At 63.2% G+C, this 14,874-nt stretch carries 15 protein-coding genes; 8 read left to right on the top strand and 7 right to left on the bottom strand.

Translation table 11 applies throughout. The annotated features are described in order from the left end of the window. Nucleotides 1–60 precede the first annotated feature (60 nt). From LJD17_RS03145 to LJD17_RS03130, 4 genes are all read left to right on the top strand, one after another. Nucleotides 61–1,266: a TAXI family TRAP transporter solute-binding subunit gene (locus LJD17_RS03145; protein ID WP_227382664.1), complete on the top strand. Its 1,206-nt coding sequence runs from the start codon at nt 61–63 to the stop codon at nt 1,264–1,266. Between the two features lie 37 nt (nt 1,267–1,303). Beyond that, entirely contained in the window at nt 1,304–2,719 is a 1,416-nt protein-coding gene (locus LJD17_RS03140; RefSeq protein WP_227382662.1) for a hypothetical protein, read from the top strand. A gap of 185 nt (nt 2,720–2,904) precedes the next feature. Beyond that, nucleotides 2,905–3,672 (top strand): sulfite exporter TauE/SafE family protein, encoded by a 768-nt coding sequence (locus LJD17_RS03135; RefSeq protein ID WP_227382659.1) that lies wholly within the window; start codon nt 2,905–2,907, stop codon nt 3,670–3,672. A gap of 153 nt (nt 3,673–3,825) precedes the next feature. Continuing rightward, nucleotides 3,826–4,269 carry a hypothetical protein gene (locus LJD17_RS03130; RefSeq protein WP_227382657.1) on the top strand — a complete coding sequence of 148 codons (444 nt, stop codon included), beginning with the start codon at nt 3,826–3,828 and terminating at the stop codon, nt 4,267–4,269. A 57-nt stretch (nt 4,270–4,326) separates the two neighbouring features. On the opposite strand, the gene minE is transcribed toward LJD17_RS03130, so the two are convergent. From minE to LJD17_RS03100, 6 genes are all read right to left on the bottom strand, one after another. Further along, nucleotides 4,327–4,590 (bottom strand): cell division topological specificity factor MinE, encoded by a 264-nt coding sequence (minE, locus tag LJD17_RS03125; RefSeq protein WP_227382655.1) that lies wholly within the window; start codon nt 4,588–4,590, stop codon nt 4,327–4,329. Continuing rightward, nucleotides 4,587–5,402, bottom strand: coding sequence for a septum site-determining protein MinD (minD, locus tag LJD17_RS03120; RefSeq protein ID WP_227382653.1), 816 nt, complete (start codon nt 5,400–5,402; stop codon nt 4,587–4,589). Before minD ends, minE begins: the two co-directional genes overlap by 4 nt. A gap of 22 nt (nt 5,403–5,424) precedes the next feature. Then, nucleotides 5,425–6,138, bottom strand: coding sequence for a septum site-determining protein MinC (gene minC / locus LJD17_RS03115; protein WP_227382651.1), 714 nt, complete (start codon nt 6,136–6,138; stop codon nt 5,425–5,427). Between the two features lie 112 nt (nt 6,139–6,250). Beyond that, entirely contained in the window at nt 6,251–6,736 is a 486-nt protein-coding gene (locus LJD17_RS03110) for a DUF4399 domain-containing protein (RefSeq protein WP_227382649.1), read from the bottom strand. A 16-nt stretch (nt 6,737–6,752) separates the two neighbouring features. Then, nucleotides 6,753–8,384 (bottom strand): SUMF1/EgtB/PvdO family nonheme iron enzyme, encoded by a 1,632-nt coding sequence (locus LJD17_RS03105; RefSeq protein ID WP_227382647.1) that lies wholly within the window; start codon nt 8,382–8,384, stop codon nt 6,753–6,755. A gap of 69 nt (nt 8,385–8,453) precedes the next feature. Further along, nucleotides 8,454–9,380: a DMT family transporter gene (locus LJD17_RS03100; protein WP_227382645.1), complete on the bottom strand. Its 927-nt coding sequence runs from the start codon at nt 9,378–9,380 to the stop codon at nt 8,454–8,456. A gap of 195 nt (nt 9,381–9,575) precedes the next feature. Between LJD17_RS03100 and LJD17_RS03095 the strand changes: the two genes are divergently transcribed. The 4 genes from LJD17_RS03095 (at nt 9,576) to LJD17_RS03080 (ending at nt 14,115) form a co-directional block, all read left to right on the top strand. Beyond that, on the top strand, nt 9,576–10,814 hold the full coding sequence (locus LJD17_RS03095; protein ID WP_227382643.1) for an MFS transporter: 1,239 nt from the start codon (nt 9,576–9,578) through the stop codon (nt 10,812–10,814). Between the two features lie 123 nt (nt 10,815–10,937). Continuing rightward, nucleotides 10,938–12,176: a YeeE/YedE family protein gene (locus LJD17_RS03090; RefSeq protein ID WP_227382641.1), complete on the top strand. Its 1,239-nt coding sequence runs from the start codon at nt 10,938–10,940 to the stop codon at nt 12,174–12,176. Between the two features lie 135 nt (nt 12,177–12,311). Then, entirely contained in the window at nt 12,312–13,031 is a 720-nt protein-coding gene (locus tag LJD17_RS03085; RefSeq protein ID WP_227382639.1) for a hypothetical protein, read from the top strand. Next, nucleotides 13,024–14,115, top strand: a complete 1,092-nt coding sequence (locus LJD17_RS03080) for a thermonuclease family protein (RefSeq protein WP_227382637.1) — start codon at nt 13,024–13,026, stop codon at nt 14,113–14,115. Before LJD17_RS03085 ends, LJD17_RS03080 begins: the two co-directional genes overlap by 8 nt. A gap of 10 nt (nt 14,116–14,125) precedes the next feature. Here the strand turns inward: LJD17_RS03080 and LJD17_RS03075 are convergent, their stop codons facing one another. Continuing rightward, nucleotides 14,126–14,770: an MBL fold metallo-hydrolase gene (locus LJD17_RS03075; RefSeq protein ID WP_227382911.1), complete on the bottom strand. Its 645-nt coding sequence runs from the start codon at nt 14,768–14,770 to the stop codon at nt 14,126–14,128. Nucleotides 14,771–14,874: the final 104 nt, after the last annotated feature.

Here is a 14,874-nt window from a genome sequence, read left to right as displayed (position 1 = left end):
GTTCAAATCCCTGGCCGGCAACTCGGGAACGACCCTCAGGCAGTCCAGGGAGGACTTTCGATGTCGGAGCAAGTCCGGAATTTCTTCATCCAGTCTTGGAAGTCAAAACATCGGAAGTCTGAGGCGCTGAGGCGCCCATCGTTTCTCCTGAAAATATCGCGGACTCTCTTGGCGGCCGCGGCTCTTCTGTCGGGTGCGGCCGGAGCTTATGCGACTGACACTTCACCGACAGCCGTCACCCGCGCCAACGCAGGGACGATCGGCATCATCTCGGGTGGCGCCGACGGCACTTATATTCGCATTGCCGCGGATCTCGCCAATGTGCTCGACGACGAAAACCTCCGGGTCCTGCCGATCATCGGGCGCGGTTCTCTGCAGAATCTGCGCGACATCATGTTTCTGCGCGGCGTGGATATCGGCATCGTGCAGATGGACGCGCGGGAGCAGCTGAAAGCGGAGAACCTCCAGAACGAAGCGGTCAAACGGCTGCGCTTCATCACCCGTCTGTACAACGAAGAAGTTCATATTCTGACGAGCCGGGACATCACGGATATCCGGCAGCTCGACGGCAAGAAGGTCAATATCGACAAGACAGGCAGCGGCACCAATCTGACGGCCCAGATCATCTTCGCGAAATTGGGGATCAAGCCGGAACTTACGACCTTCGATCAGGGCTCCTCCTATGAGCGCCTCCGCTCCGGAGAGATCCAAGCTGCCGTTTACGTCGCCGGGCGACCCGTGCGGGCCATGGCGGAGTTTCAGGCGGATGGACGTTTCCACCTGCTCCCGATTCCGTTTGAGGGCGAAATCGCCGAAACCTATTTCCCGGCACGGCTGACGAATGCCGATTATCCCCGGCTGATCGACGCAGGAAAAGCTGTCGATACCCTTGCAGTCGGCAGCCTGCTCGCCGTCTTCAACTGGCCGGAGAGCACGGAACGCTATGGCCGTGTGAAGCGGTTCGTGAATGCGTTCTTCTCGAAATTCGACGATTTTCTCCAGCCTGGGCGCCACCCGAAATGGAAGGAGGTCAACCTCGCGGCCGACGTTCCGGGCTGGGAGCGGATGCGGCCGGCCCAGGATTGGCTGGATCAGATCGCCCTTGCGAAAAACGGATCACCCGATCAGCTCAAGAGCTTCGAAGTTTTCCTGACAAGCAAAGGAACCTCTGTGCCCGCCGCGCAACGGGAGCATCTTTTCCGGGAGTTTCTCGCTTGGCAGAGCGACCGGCAGAAGGCAGCGCGACGCACCACGCGGCAGGATTGAACTGACATAAGGCCAAAGGCCAGCGAGGAGGTCCGACATGCAAGGACGCGACCATCCGAATTCCTCATCCATCGCGAGGCGAGCGCTGCAGAGAAAATCGCCCATAGGGGCAGCGCCGCTTCTCGCCGCGGGAATGATGGGAATGTACGCGCTGGTTTCCCCGGACCCGCTCAAGGCGGACAACCCGCCATCACAACCGCCTCCTCTCGTTCGGCCGCAGGCAGGGCTCAACGCCGCGCAAGATTCCCAGACCCTCGTTACGGGCCAGAATATCGCGACCTTGCTGCCGCTCATCGTGACTCTGCCGGAGCACAAGAGAATGGCAGCTCATCTGGAAGCGCTGATCCGACAGAACGATTTCGATGTGGCGGAACAGCAGCTTCAAACCGCGATCGAAATGGGCACGTTTGCGACCATCCTGATCGACTGGCTGCGTCATCCTGATTTTTTGCCTGCGCTGCAGACGCTCGATCTTGAGCGCGCCATCGACCCGCAACCATCGCCCCAGGATCAGGGCCGCCAGGCCACGGACGGCCCGTCGTCATCGGCGGCGCTCCAGGTCGCTGCGTTGCAAGAGGTCCTGAAACAGGAAAGGGAGCGGGCGGAGGGGTCCGCCCGCGATCTCGTCGCCGTTACCAATCAGTTGAATGCCCTTGAGAACCTGCATGAACGCGAGGCGATCTCCGCCGCGAGCGACATGGCAGCCGTGCAAGAAGCCTTGGCGCAGCAAAAAGCTCGGGCCGACGCGGCCGAAAAAGAACTCGCCCATGTGACGGACAATCTCCATGCGCTCCAGGAGGAACGGAGCCGGATGCCACCCTCGACAGCAAGTTCCGCCGACGTGAAAGAGACGCCGGACCGGAAAAAGAGGCCTGCCGTCGACGGGGCTCCGAGCCGGCTCTCGATGGGCGTTGAGGGGCCGCGTGCGTTGAGAGCGCTCGACGACTCGGGATCGCCGCCCCTGATCGTCCAACTGGAAAAGACCGGGATGAGCTGGTTCCAGCCGACCAAGCTCGAGGATCCATTCTCTCAATCCATCACGATGCCCGCCGCAACGTTCCCCCTCGGAGAGAAAGCGGCGACGCCTCTGCCAGCACCTTCGGATCAGCACTCCCTTGCGCCTCAGCCGGCCGCGCAGATCCTTCCGGCTACGCCAGAGGCAGACAAAAACCCCACACCGCCGGTCTCGCCCGAGGAGCGCCTGACCCTGCGAGGAGACGCGCTTTTCCGGCAAGGCGACGTGAGCGGGGCCCGCCTTCTGCTCGAGCGGGCACGAGAAGCGGGCAGTGCCCGGGCGACCTTCATCCTTGCCGAAACCTATGATCCCCAGGTTTTGTCCGAGCGGGGTGTCGTGGGGATCCGCAGCGATGCGGCGAGGGCGCGGGATCTTTATAATCGTGCGCTCGCGCAAGGGATCCAACAGGCGAGCGTGCGTCTTGATGCTCTGAAGTGAGCGGTCTGGCGCGAACGTCCGGCACATCGTCTGAAAGCAGGATCATGATCCGGGCGCCGAACCGTCCGGGGATGAGGATCGATGCTCGACCTTCGCCGCATGGGCTCGGGCGGGAGACATGGCTATGCTGCCGAATCGATCCATCCCTGCGGTCCTTTCCGGACAGCCTTTGAACATCTGTTATCATGGACCTTGCAACCACGGCGCTCCTTGCCGCATCCGGCCTTGGAGCAGGCCTCGTCAATGCCATCGCCGGCGGCGGCACTTTCTTTACGTTCTCCGCACTGATCGCGGCGGGATTGCCACCGATCACGGCCAACGCCACCAGCGCGGTGGCCGTCACGCCGGCCAACCTCGCCAGTGCCTGGGCCTATCGCCGGGAGCTGGCGGCCAATCTTCGACGTTTCGCGGCTCTTGGAGCCGTCAGTCTTGCCGGCGGGCTGCTCGGAGCCTTCATCCTGACGACAACCGACAATGCGGCCTTCAGGCTGCTGGTGCCCTGGCTTCTGCTGTTTGCCACCCTGTTGTTCGCGGCGAGCCCTCAGATTGTGGCGCTCGCGCGTTCCATCGGCAAGGCCGAAGGCAAGCATCCGAGCAGACGCGCCTGGATCGGAGGATTGACGTTCCAGTTCCTCGTGGCGACTTACGGCGGCTTCTTCGGAGCCGGGATGGGCATCGTGATGCTCGCGGCCCTCGCCATCACCGAAGGGGAGGACTTTCATCTCATCAACTCGGCCAAGCACCTCTGCTCGACCGTCATTCAGCTGGTGGCCGTCGTTCTGTTCATCGCGGCGGGGCTCGTCAGCTGGCATGAGACCTTCATCGTCGGCGCTGCATCCGTCATCGGCGGATATGCGGGGGTCGCCTTCGGACGGCGGCTGCCGGCACCGGTGATCCGCTGGCTGGTCATCGCCGTGGGAGCTCTTCTGACGCTTTATTTCTTCATGCGGTGAAAGCCATCCACAGCCCCGATCCGGATAATGTATCCTTTCCTGAAATTGTGCGTCCCTCATCATCATTTCCATCCGCCTGCCCGATTCACGCCACAACCATGGCCACAAGCTCACGCTCGATGATTCTGACGTCACATAAAAAGGGACAACACCGTGGCTGACTCGAAAAATCTCGCCGGGCTCGATGGATCTCAATCCGTCAGCGCTCTCGGACTGCGCTGGGCCGCGCTTCGCGGCATGCTGGCCTCTCCGCTGATCACCTCGGAGGAGCAAAGTTCGTTGAGAGACGAGCTTTTGCGCGAATTGCGGACCATCGAGCAGGACTTCGCCACGTTGCAGTCCCGCAATCTCATGGAAGTGTCGGCAAAGATCGATGTGGCCAAGACCGCCCTGCGTGAAAGCATGGGAGCGGGCCATGGATGGGTCGCGGCGCTGTTGGAAAGCGTTCAGGGGGATTTGCAGTCGGCGACCAGTCGCACGACGGCTGCGGCTCCGAGCCGCCCGGTGTCAAATCTTCCGCGGAGCTATCCGCAGCAGCGAGGCGAGCAGGAAGCCGCGTCTCCGGCGAGCGAGGCGGAATCGTCCTCGGCGGCATAATTGCCATAAGAAGAGTGCGGAACAAAAAGGGCGCCTGAGGCGCCCTTTCTTTTGGCTCTATGCTCCCGCAGAGACGGGAGCAGGAATTTCCACCTCGATCTCGAGGGTCGACATGTCGGAGCCCCGATTCATTTTGATCTGGACGCCTTCCTGCTCGATCGTCACGTGACGGCGCACGACCGCCAGGATCTCCTCTCGCAGGACAGCGACAAGATCCGACTTGCCGCCGACGACGCCCCGTTCGTGGGCCAGAAGGATCTGCAGCCGCTCCCGCGCCACGGGCGCGGACGTGCGGCGCTGGAAGAAACTCATCAGGTTCATGCGGCCCTCCGTCCGAACAGCTTCCCGAACAGGCCCTTCTTGTCGGTCGGGATCGACATCTCCACCGTTTCACCCTTGAGGCGCCGGACGGCATCGAAATAAGCCTTGCTCGGCGCGCTCGTGGGATTGTTCAGCGTCACCGGAGAGCCGACGTTGGAGGCCCGCAGCACCTCTTCGCTTTCCGGAATGATGCCGATTAGCGGGATGGAGAGGATTTCGAGCACATCGTCGACCTTCAGCATCTCTCCGCGTTCGGCGCGCACGGGATCGTAGCGGGTGAGCAGAAGGTGCTTTTCAACCCGCTCGCCTTTTTCCGCTTTCTCGGTCTTGGAATCCAGGAGGCCGATGATGCGGTCGGAGTCGCGAACGGACGAGACTTCGGGGTTGGTGACCACGACTGCAACATCGGCATGGCGCATCGCAAGAGTGGCACCCCGCTCGATTCCGGCCGGGCTGTCACAGACGATCCAGTCGAACTTTTCGCGCAGGTCAGCCAGCACCCGTGCGACGCCTTCCTCAGTCAACGCATCCTTGTCACGGGTTTGCGAAGCGGGAAGCAGGGACAGATTTTCGATTCGCTTGTCGCGGATCAGAGCCTGGTTCAGCTTCGCGTCGCCCTGCACCACATTGATGAGGTCGAAAACGACGCGACGCTCCGCCCCCATCACCAGATCGAGATTACGCAGGCCGACGTCAAAATCGATGACGACGACCTTTTCACCGCCATGGGCGAGCGCAGCGCCTAAAGCCGCCGTTGATGTGGTCTTTCCGACGCCGCCCTTGCCAGATGTTACGACCAAGACTTTGGCCATTGTCGTCTCTCTTTTCTGTCTGTCAGTCTAACAATTTCAGGATGATGGCATCGCCATCCAGGTTCACCTGGATCGGCTGACCGCGATACTTCGGCCCCAGGTCGTCGGCCGTTTTGTAGAGCCCATCCACGGCGATAAGCTCGGCCTCGAACTTGCGGCAGAAGATGCGGGCGCGACTGTTGCCGGTGCAGCCCGCAATGGCGCGACCGCGCAAGGCGCCGTAGATGTGAATGGAACCGCCGGCCACCACTTCGGCACCGGAGGCGACGGATCCCAGGATTGTGACGTCGCCATCCGTATGAAGGATCGACTGACCCGAACGCAGCGAGCCTTCGATCAGGAGCGTGGAATTGGCGGCGGGTTCGGGGGAGGACGCCACCGGGATCGGCATCGCATCCAGATCAGGAACGTCGATATCCGCAGCCGAGCGGCCGCCGTTCACGGGAGCCGGCATGTCGGCATCGAGAACCTGGGGGGCGGCACCTTCCAACCCGATAATGCGGATGTCACGCATCTTCAGGGCGGCGAGAAGAAACTTCAGCTCGGACTTGGAAGGCTTGAGGGCCGAGACGTCGAGAATGATCGCCCGGTTCGCGAAAAAGCCGGGAGACCCCTTGGCAACCTCGTCCAGGTCTTCGAGCCAATCCCGCATGGGAACGACCGGCGCCAGGACCAGGGCCAGAAATGATCTGCCACGGAAGCGAAGGGAGGGACGGGTGCGAACGGCGATGGTCACGAAATCAGATTCCTTGTATGCCCTGATTTCGTCGTTTTATGGTTAACAGCCGGTTAAGAAGAACGCATTCCGGGCCGCAAATGATGAGAAATTAAAGAGAAGCAGACGATCCTCAGCGCTCGGCGCGGCTTGTCTGAGGCGCTTTGCGGATCCGTGGCGGCAATATGGTGATGGTCACCTTCTTGGAGGTCAGCATCGGCTTGAAGGGCTTATGCTCCGCATCGCCCAACACCAATTGGAGAGTGTGCCGTCCCGGCGGCAGCTCCAGCCTGGTTTCGGTCTGTCCTGCGCCGAAATGCAGGTGCTGCCTGTCGGTCGGCAACGGTTCGCCCGGATCGATATCTTCCTGAACGTCGATCAGGAGATGGTGATGTCCCGTATTGGGGGTCGTGTCGCCCGCATGGGTCACGCCCATGTTGCGCAGGCCGAAGCGCACCGGAAACGATCCTCTGATCCGCTGCCCGTCATGAGGATAGATGATGTAGAGGACCGCGTCCGATGGCGCCGGACTCTGCGCCTGCGCGGAATTTCCGACCGGGAGAAGACAGCCTGCCAGGATTGCGAAGGCGGTGATCCGCCGCTGAAGCAAGGCCTGCATGTTTCTCTCCCCTTCCCTACAATGATCGCGCGATCCGTAATCCGTGGGCCGGATAGCGCACGCCCGTGTCGTAATGAGAGCGGCTTGCCGAACGGGCGTAGCTGGCGTCATTACGCCAGGATCCTCCGCGCAGCACATGCTCGCGACAATTCGGCTCCGCCCAGGCCGATCCATCCGTGGGGGCGCCCTGATAGGTCGGGTGCCAGCAATCCGCGACCCATTGGGCGACGCCTCCGCTGACATCGGCAAGGCCGAAGGGATTGGGCGAAAGGCTCCCGACCTTCAGAGGCGCATGGGTGTCGTAGGGATCGCCACAGCCTTTGCAATTGGCCATCTTCGGGGCCATTTTCTCGCCCCACCAGTAACGGCTGCTGGACCCGGCCCGCGCCGCATATTCCCATTCCGCCTCGCTGGGCAGGCGATAGGGGATGCCCGTGCTCTGAGCGAGCCATCCGGCATATTGCTGGGCATCGAGCCAGCTGAGATTGCGAACCGGATCGTCATTGTCGCCTCGGGCCACGTCCGCGCAAGCCTTTGCGGCGACGCATTGGTTCCACTCGGCTACCGTGACCGGATAACGCCCGATCGCGAAGGCAGCGACCTGGACCAGACGAAGGGGCTTTTCAGAGGAATCCTCATCGCTCCCCATCCGGAAGCTCCCTCCGGCAATACGGACGAGCTCGGGACAGCCCTGGCAGTCCCGGAATGTTGAGCCGGAGCTGGTCTCGCCCGGTTTGGCGGGAGGCGGAATTGCCGCCACGACGGACGGCGGCGTTTTCGATCCAGGACCTGCGCTCGGGGGGATCGGCTGGATCGGTATCGGCAGAGCGCTTCCGGAGGCCGGGGGCGTCGGCGGCATTCCAGGCAACGATGCCGCCGTCGAGCCGCCGCCGGCCGATGAGGAATCCGTCTGAGACGGTTCGGCCGGCATCGCTCCGGGCGGCCCCGCAGCGGGCCGTTCCGCCATCGAAACCTGTCGCCCTCCCACGGAGGGCTCGGGTTTCATGATCGACCAGCCGACACCGCCCAGGATCAGCAAGGCCGCAGCCCCGCTCGAGACCCAGATCCAGTGATGCCGGGCGGCCCGCGCGACGGATGCGGGATCGGGAAGAACACGATAGATCCGCACGGGATCGGTGATGTTCTTGAGCTTCTCGTCGCCCATGGATTGGTAGCCGCAGACCAGCTTGTTCTTGATCTGCTCATAGACGCCGCCGGAAATGAGCACACCGCCCGGATCGGCGAGGTTCTCCAGCCGCGCCGCGATATTCACGCCCTCCCCGTAAACATCGTCGGGATCGACGATCACATCCCCCAGATTGACGCCGATCCGGTAGCGGATCCACTGGTCCGGCGGCAGCGACGTGTTGCGGGCCGCCATGGATTGCTGGATCACGATGGCGCAGCGAACGGCCTCCAGCGGGCTGTCGAACATCGCCAGGAAGCCGTCGCCCGTGGTTTTGACGAGACGGCCGTAATGCTCCTGAAGGGTCGGCTCGACGATCTCACGGCGATGCCTTTTGAGCCGCACGAGGGTACCCTCCTCATCGTTTCCCATGAGGCGGCTGTAGCCGGCGATGTCCGCCGCGAGAATGGCCGCAAGACGGCGCTGGCTCCCGGCGACATGCGATGTGCTCTCTCCGGGCATTCATTTCTCCCGACAGCACGATCGAGGCCAGGAGAGCCTACACCCTTACGCGAATTGAGCCAATCGCCATCAGGCTTTGGAGGCCGCGCGGACACGCTCGCGATAGGCGGTGTAGAGACCGCTGAGCGCGATGATCACGGCGCCGACCACGGTCCAGGAATCGGGAACGGCCCCGAATGCGAAATAGCCCAGGATCCCCGCCCACAGGAGCTGGACATAGGAGAACGGCGCGATGGTGGACGCGTTGGCCTGCCGATAGGCCAGGATCACAAGCCAATGCCCGATGCTTGAAAACACGCCCATGGCCAAGCCCAGACCAAGCTCGGGCAGCCCCGGGGTGACCCAGAACAGGGGCAGCAGCAGGGTGAGCAGCACGGTCCCGACAAGCGCCGAATAGGCGAGCGTGGTGACGGCGGAATCGCGACCGCTCATCTTTCTTGTCACGACCGCGGCCGTGGCCCAACTCGTCGCGCCCAGGAGCGGCAGGATCGCGGCGGCCTCGAACGCGTTCGTGCCGGGGCGAATGACGATCAGCACTCCGACAAGGCCCACAAAGGCGGCACTCCATCGCCGCCAGCCGACCACCTCGCCCAGGAACGGAATGGAGAGAGCCATGATCAGGATCGGCGAGATGAAGTAGATGGCCGTCGCCTCCGCGACAGGCAGGTAAGGCAACCCGGCAGTGAACAGCAGGGCCGATCCCACCATGCCGAGACCGCGCAGGACCTGGAGGCCCATGTGACGGGTGCGCAGCGCCGTTCCGCCGCCGCTTCCCATCAGCAGAAAGACCGTCATCAGGCCAAACGTGACATAGCGCAACCAAGCCACCTCGACGGCCGGCAGGCGGCCCGCGAGCTCCTTCGTGATGACGTCGGCGCAGGCGAAAAAGACCGTGGAGGTCACCAGCAGAATGGTGCCCCGGAGCTGAGACGCGGAGGCGCGCCCAGCCGCATCCGCGGCAGGCGCGGCCCGTGGGGTGATCGAAGGAGCAGCCATGAAGATCTCAAACCTGGGGGAAGCGGCCGGTGTTCGGGCGATGTGAACGACCGATCATACCTGCCATGAGCCTTGGTTCGGCCCGAAAGAGAAGCGCAAAGGCGACAGGCGCTCCATGCGCATATGGAATGGTTTGCGCCAAGGTTTTCTTTACGTCCTGCTATATGAGCCTATGCCAGACGCCGGGGAGAGGACATGTCCGACACGCCAGGAGAGGAGTCGCATCGGCTCGAAAGCGGCACGCCCGCCTTCAGGAGGCTGAACCTCGCCCTCTTTGCCGCCGGCTTTGCGACCTTCGCGATCCTCTACTGCGTCCAGCCGTTGCTGCCGGTCTTTTCCCAGGAATTTCAGGTGAGCGCCGCCGTCAGCAGCCTCTCGCTCTCCTTGAGCACGGGCATGCTCGCCCTCGCCATGCTCGTCACCGGATCGGTGTCGGAAGTGCTGGGCCGCAAGCCCCTGATGGTCGCAGCCCTGTTCTCCTCGGCCGTGTTGACGCTCGTCTCCGCCATGGCGCCGAACTGGCACGTTCTGCTCGTGACCCGCCTGCTGATCGGTGCAACCTTGAGCGGGCTGCCGGCCATCGCCATGGCTTACGTGAGCGAGGAGGTGGATGCGAAGTCTATCGGCCTCGCCATGGGCCTCTTCATCGGCGGCAATGCCATCGGTGGCTTGGCCGGGCGCGTCATCACGGGCTTTCTGACCGATTGGGCCTCCTGGCGGCTCGCCATAGGGGTGATCGGCGCGCTCGGCCTCGCGGCTGCGGTGGCGGCATGGCGCAGCCTGCCGGAATCGCGGCATTTTCTGCCGCGCCGCGCCAGCCTCGGCGATCTCCTCCGCTCGTTTGTGCTGCATCTGAGAGAACCGGGGCTCCGTGCTCTCTTCGCCGAAGCCTTTCTGCTGATGGGAGGGTTCGTGACCTTCTACAACTACCTCGGCTATCGGCTGATGGCGTCGCCCTATTCTCTCAGCCACTCGGCCATCGGGGCGATCTTCACGGTTTACCTGGTCGGCACCTTCAGCTCCACCTTCGTGGGTCATCTGGCCGGGCGCCTCGGGAGGCGCAAGGTGTTGTGGGCGATGATCGTCGTCATGCTTTCCGGCCTGATGATCACCCTGTTTGACAATCTCGTCCTGATTTTGCTGGGGATCGTCGCCGTGACGTTCGGGTTTTTCGGTGCCCATTCGATTGCAAGCAGCTGGGTGGGGCAGCGTGCGCACACGGCGAAAGCGCAGGCGTCGGCTCTCTATCTCTTCGCCTACTATCTCGGCTCTAGCGCCATCGGCACCCTCGGCGGTTTGTTCTGGTCGACATGGGGCTGGACCGGCGTCACGGGCCTCGTCGGCGGCCTGCTGGCCATCGCCTTCGGGATCGGTCTGTGGCTGACGAAGCTTGCTCCTCTTGCGTCATCGGTGCAGGGCAAGCATAACACATGAAATTTACGTTTAACTATTTTAGAATTCGCACTTGAATGTGAATTATAGACGGCTCATCTTCGGTTCTGTGAATTCATCCTAGCGCCTCCAAAGCGGGATCGGCGCCGTTGGTCAGGAAATCTCATGTCGGGTTCGGCTGTCGCTTCCGGTTCCACCCTGCGTGCCGGCTCACGAAGGGGGATCAACTCCCAAGCTTCGTTGATCGCCGGTGCAGGGATCATTGCAGGGGCCGCCCTCATCGGGGCCGTAGTCAATCCGCGGCAGGCCCTCCTGTACGTTCTCGGGGCGGCCATGGGCCTCGTGCTCTATCACGCGGCTTTCGGCTTCACGTCCGCCTGGCGCGTCTTCATCGCGGATCGACGCGGCGAGGGGCTTCGCGCCCAGATGGTGATGCTTGCGGTCGCCTCATTCCTGTTCTTTCCCGTTCTGGCGGCAGGTTCGCTGTTCGGGCAGCCGGTTTCGGGGCTTGTGTCGCCGGCGGGAGTTTCCGTTGTTTTCGGAGCCTTTATCTTTGGAATCGGCATGCAGCTCGGCGGAGGCTGCGCTTCGGGAACGCTTTACACGGTGGGAGGCGGCTCGACGCGCATGCTGATCACCCTTGCGGCGTTCGTCGCGGGCTCCGCCATCGGCGCTGCTCACCTCCACTGGTGGACGGCCCTGCCGAGCTTGCCGAAAATATCGATCATCGAGGTTGCGGGACCTTGGACAGGCTTGGCGATTCAACTCGCCGTGTTCGCCGCCATCGCGATCGTGACGATTGTGTTCGAGCGGCGGCGTCATGGCCGGCTCGTGACCGCCGGCGCCGCCCCGCGGACGGGCTTGGCGCGTTTCCTGCGTGGCCCCTGGCCGCTCGTCGCGGGTGCCGTTGCCCTCGCGCTCCTGAATTTTGCGACCCTGGCCCTTGCGGGCCGCCCATGGGGAATCACCTCGGCCTTCGCCCTCTGGGGCTCGAAGATCGCGGCGGGCCTCGGCTTTCAGGTGGCGAGCTGGCCCTACTGGTCGTCTCCGGCCCAGCAAGCCGCGCTGAACGGCAACATCCTGAACGACGTTACGTCGGTCATGGATATCGGTATCGTGCTCGGAGCCTTGCTGGCCTCCGCCCTCGCGGGCCGCTTCGCTCCCGTCTGGCGCGTTCCCCTGCGTTCCGCGATCGCGGCGATCGTCGGCGGCCTGCTTCTCGGCTACGGTGCCCGTCTGGCCTATGGCTGCAACATCGGCGCCTATTTCTCCGGCATCGCATCGGGCAGCCTGCACGGCTGGGTCTGGCTGGTGGCGGCTTTTGTCGGCAACGTGCTGGGCACGACGATACGCCCCTTCTTCGGCCTTGAGGTGGAACGGACCCCGGCTCTCACCGGCTGCTAGGAACAAGCTCCCCCTCATCCTGCAGCTTGTCCATCCCGTTTTGGCTTAGCAAAGCAGCTTCTCGGGAACCTAGGCTCGTCCCAGCCGCTTTCCTACCCGCCTAGTTCATAAGAACCCGGCGGAAGGAGAGCAGTGATGGCAGCCGGTTTGCGTTTTCTGAGGAGCCTGAGTCTCGTCGTGGCGGCTGCCGCCAGCGTCTCTCCAGCGTTCTCTCAAGCAGGCCGCTCCTGGGTCGACCCACCCACCGACCTGACCGCGCCGCCTCCTCCGGCTCCTCAAGCCTCTCCGGCCCCCGTGGAGCCGCCGCCGCCTCCGGCTGCGCAACAGGATGCTCCGCCCCCGCCACAGGTCTCACCCGGACAGGCGGCGCGCCCGGATAGCGGCCCAGCAGTGGTGGCCAAGGAGCCACATCGTTCCGATCGGACGGAGGCGGCGAGAAATCTCACGATCCGCTATCTTCAATCCTGGTCCGCCGCCACGGAGGACAACCTCGAAGCCAACGCGGAATTCTATGGTCCACGGGTTTTGTTTCACGGCCGGTTGGTCAGTCTCCGCAACCTGATGCGCGAGAAGCGGCGCTTCATCCGCCGTTGGCCGGAACGTCGCTACGCGGCCCAGCCGGACACCGTTCAGGTTGCCTGCGAGGCCCAAGGGAATGATTGCGCCGTGCAGTCGATCTTCGACTTCACGGCCGCTCATCCGAAGCGCGGCCGACGGACCCAGGGCACCGGCGCCCTCCAGCTGATCGTGAGCTTCGTCGACAACCAGCCTCTCATCTCGGCCGAGAGCAGCATGGTGCTCGATCAAGGCCCTGATGATCAGATCATGACACCCGAGGATTCCGACGATGAATGAGTTCGATGGTGATATGGCGACGGCCTCGCAACGAATGGACCCTCATGCGACGCGGGACCACCTCCGCGCCCTGATCCGCCGGGAAATAGCGTCATTTCACCCGACGGAGGACGCGCGCCAGCCGCTTGAGCTGATCGTGGAAAGCACGCTCCGGTATTCCGACAATGACGGGATTCTGACACTGACCGTCCTCGACGAGAGCGGAAAGGTGCGCCTGACCGGGACCGGTGAGGCGGAAGCAGAAATGGTGGTTCGCGACGTCCTGTCCGAGATTCGCCGGACCAGACCGGCCCTGTTCGAAAACGAACAAGACCAGACCGGAGATGACGCTTCTCCGGTGATGGTTGCTGAGGAACGACCTATGAGGCGCGACTGGCTGCAACTCGCCACCGATCGGCCGACCGAATCCTCAAGCGGGGATGCGCGCATATCGACCCGTTTCGACTGGCAAACGATCAATGCGTGGTTTCAGCGCGAAGCGCCTCGTTGGAAACACTCGGTGCTTCAGCGGACGGAGCATCTGCGAACACTTCCTGAGCACCTGCGCATCTTGCGTGAGCGTATGCGGCGTGATCTGCCGGGAAAGGACGAGATTTCTCCAGAGAGCCGGCGATGGGCCAGGAGACCGCTCGCGATGGGAGGCGTCGCGGCGGCGCTTCTCGTTGCGCTGGGCGTTTTCGCTGTTCTTCGCAACGATGGCCGTTCGGGCGACGCAGGGGAGATCTCTCAAACCGGCAGCGTCGCGAGTCCTGTGCGAGAGGAAACCGCCGCGCTCCGAGGCGTGCCGGAGGTGATCGATACAGCGACCCTGTCCGTTCAGGGACGCGTGGTCCACCTGTTCGGTGTGGAATGGGCATCCGGCGGCGGCAAGCCTGAGGATCTGGCCCGCTACCTGTCGGGGCGTGAGGTGACATGCAGCCCCGTGAGCGGAAGCAACACCCATCGCTGCCAAGTCGCCGACAAGGACCTGTCGAAGGTGGTTCTTTATAATGGCGGTGGCCGGGCGACCCCGCAGGCGACAGATGAACTGAAAGCCGCCGCGGAACACGCCCGCCAGGCCCGGATCGGCGTATGGAGTCGGTAATGCCCGCTCGCTAAGCGAGCATTCCTTCCTGAAGGAACGGGTTGGTTGCCCGCTCCTGACCGATGGTGCTCATCGGTCCATGACCGCAAATGAAGGTGACATCGTCGCCAAGAGGCAGCAGCTTGGTCTTGATCGCGTGTATCAGGGCCGCGCCGTCACCGCCGGGCAGGTCCGTGCGCCCGACGGAGCCGTTGAAGAGTACGTCCCCCACCAGGGCAAAACGCTCCTCTGGCGAAACGAGCACCACGCTTCCAGGAGAATGGCCCGGGCAATGCAGGACGTTGAGCACAAGGCCGCCGATCGTGACCGTGTCGCCTTCGTTCAGCCAACGATCCGGCGTCACAGCACGCACGCCAGCAAGTCCATAAACGCGCCCTTGTTCCGGCAGACGCTCTAGCAGAGGCCGGTCCGCCTCGTGCGGTCCTTCGACCGGAACCCCCAGCTGTTCCCTCAACTCGGCAGCGCCACCGGCATGGTCGATATGTCCGTGGGTCAGGATGATCTTTTCGACGGTCACGCCACTCTCGTCGATGACCTTGCGAATCCGTTCCAAATCACCACCGGGATCGATCACGGCGCCCTTCTTGGTTTTGTCGTTCCACAGGAGCATGCAGTTCTGCTCGAACGGCGTGACCGGAATGATGGCGGCGCGCATGTCTGACACGACAGGATCCTCTTGAGCAACGGGAGGAAACCACATAGGGGGCCGGACGGGATCTTGAAAGCCCTTCGGGGTGCGCTTGCTTGCCTTGACCTTGC

Origin of the sequence: Microvirga rosea (assembly GCF_020595095.1) — a bacterium.
In the GTDB taxonomy this organism is placed as follows: domain Bacteria; phylum Pseudomonadota; class Alphaproteobacteria; order Rhizobiales; family Beijerinckiaceae; genus Microvirga; species Microvirga rosea.
This window is presented reverse-complemented; position numbering and strand designations above follow the sequence as displayed.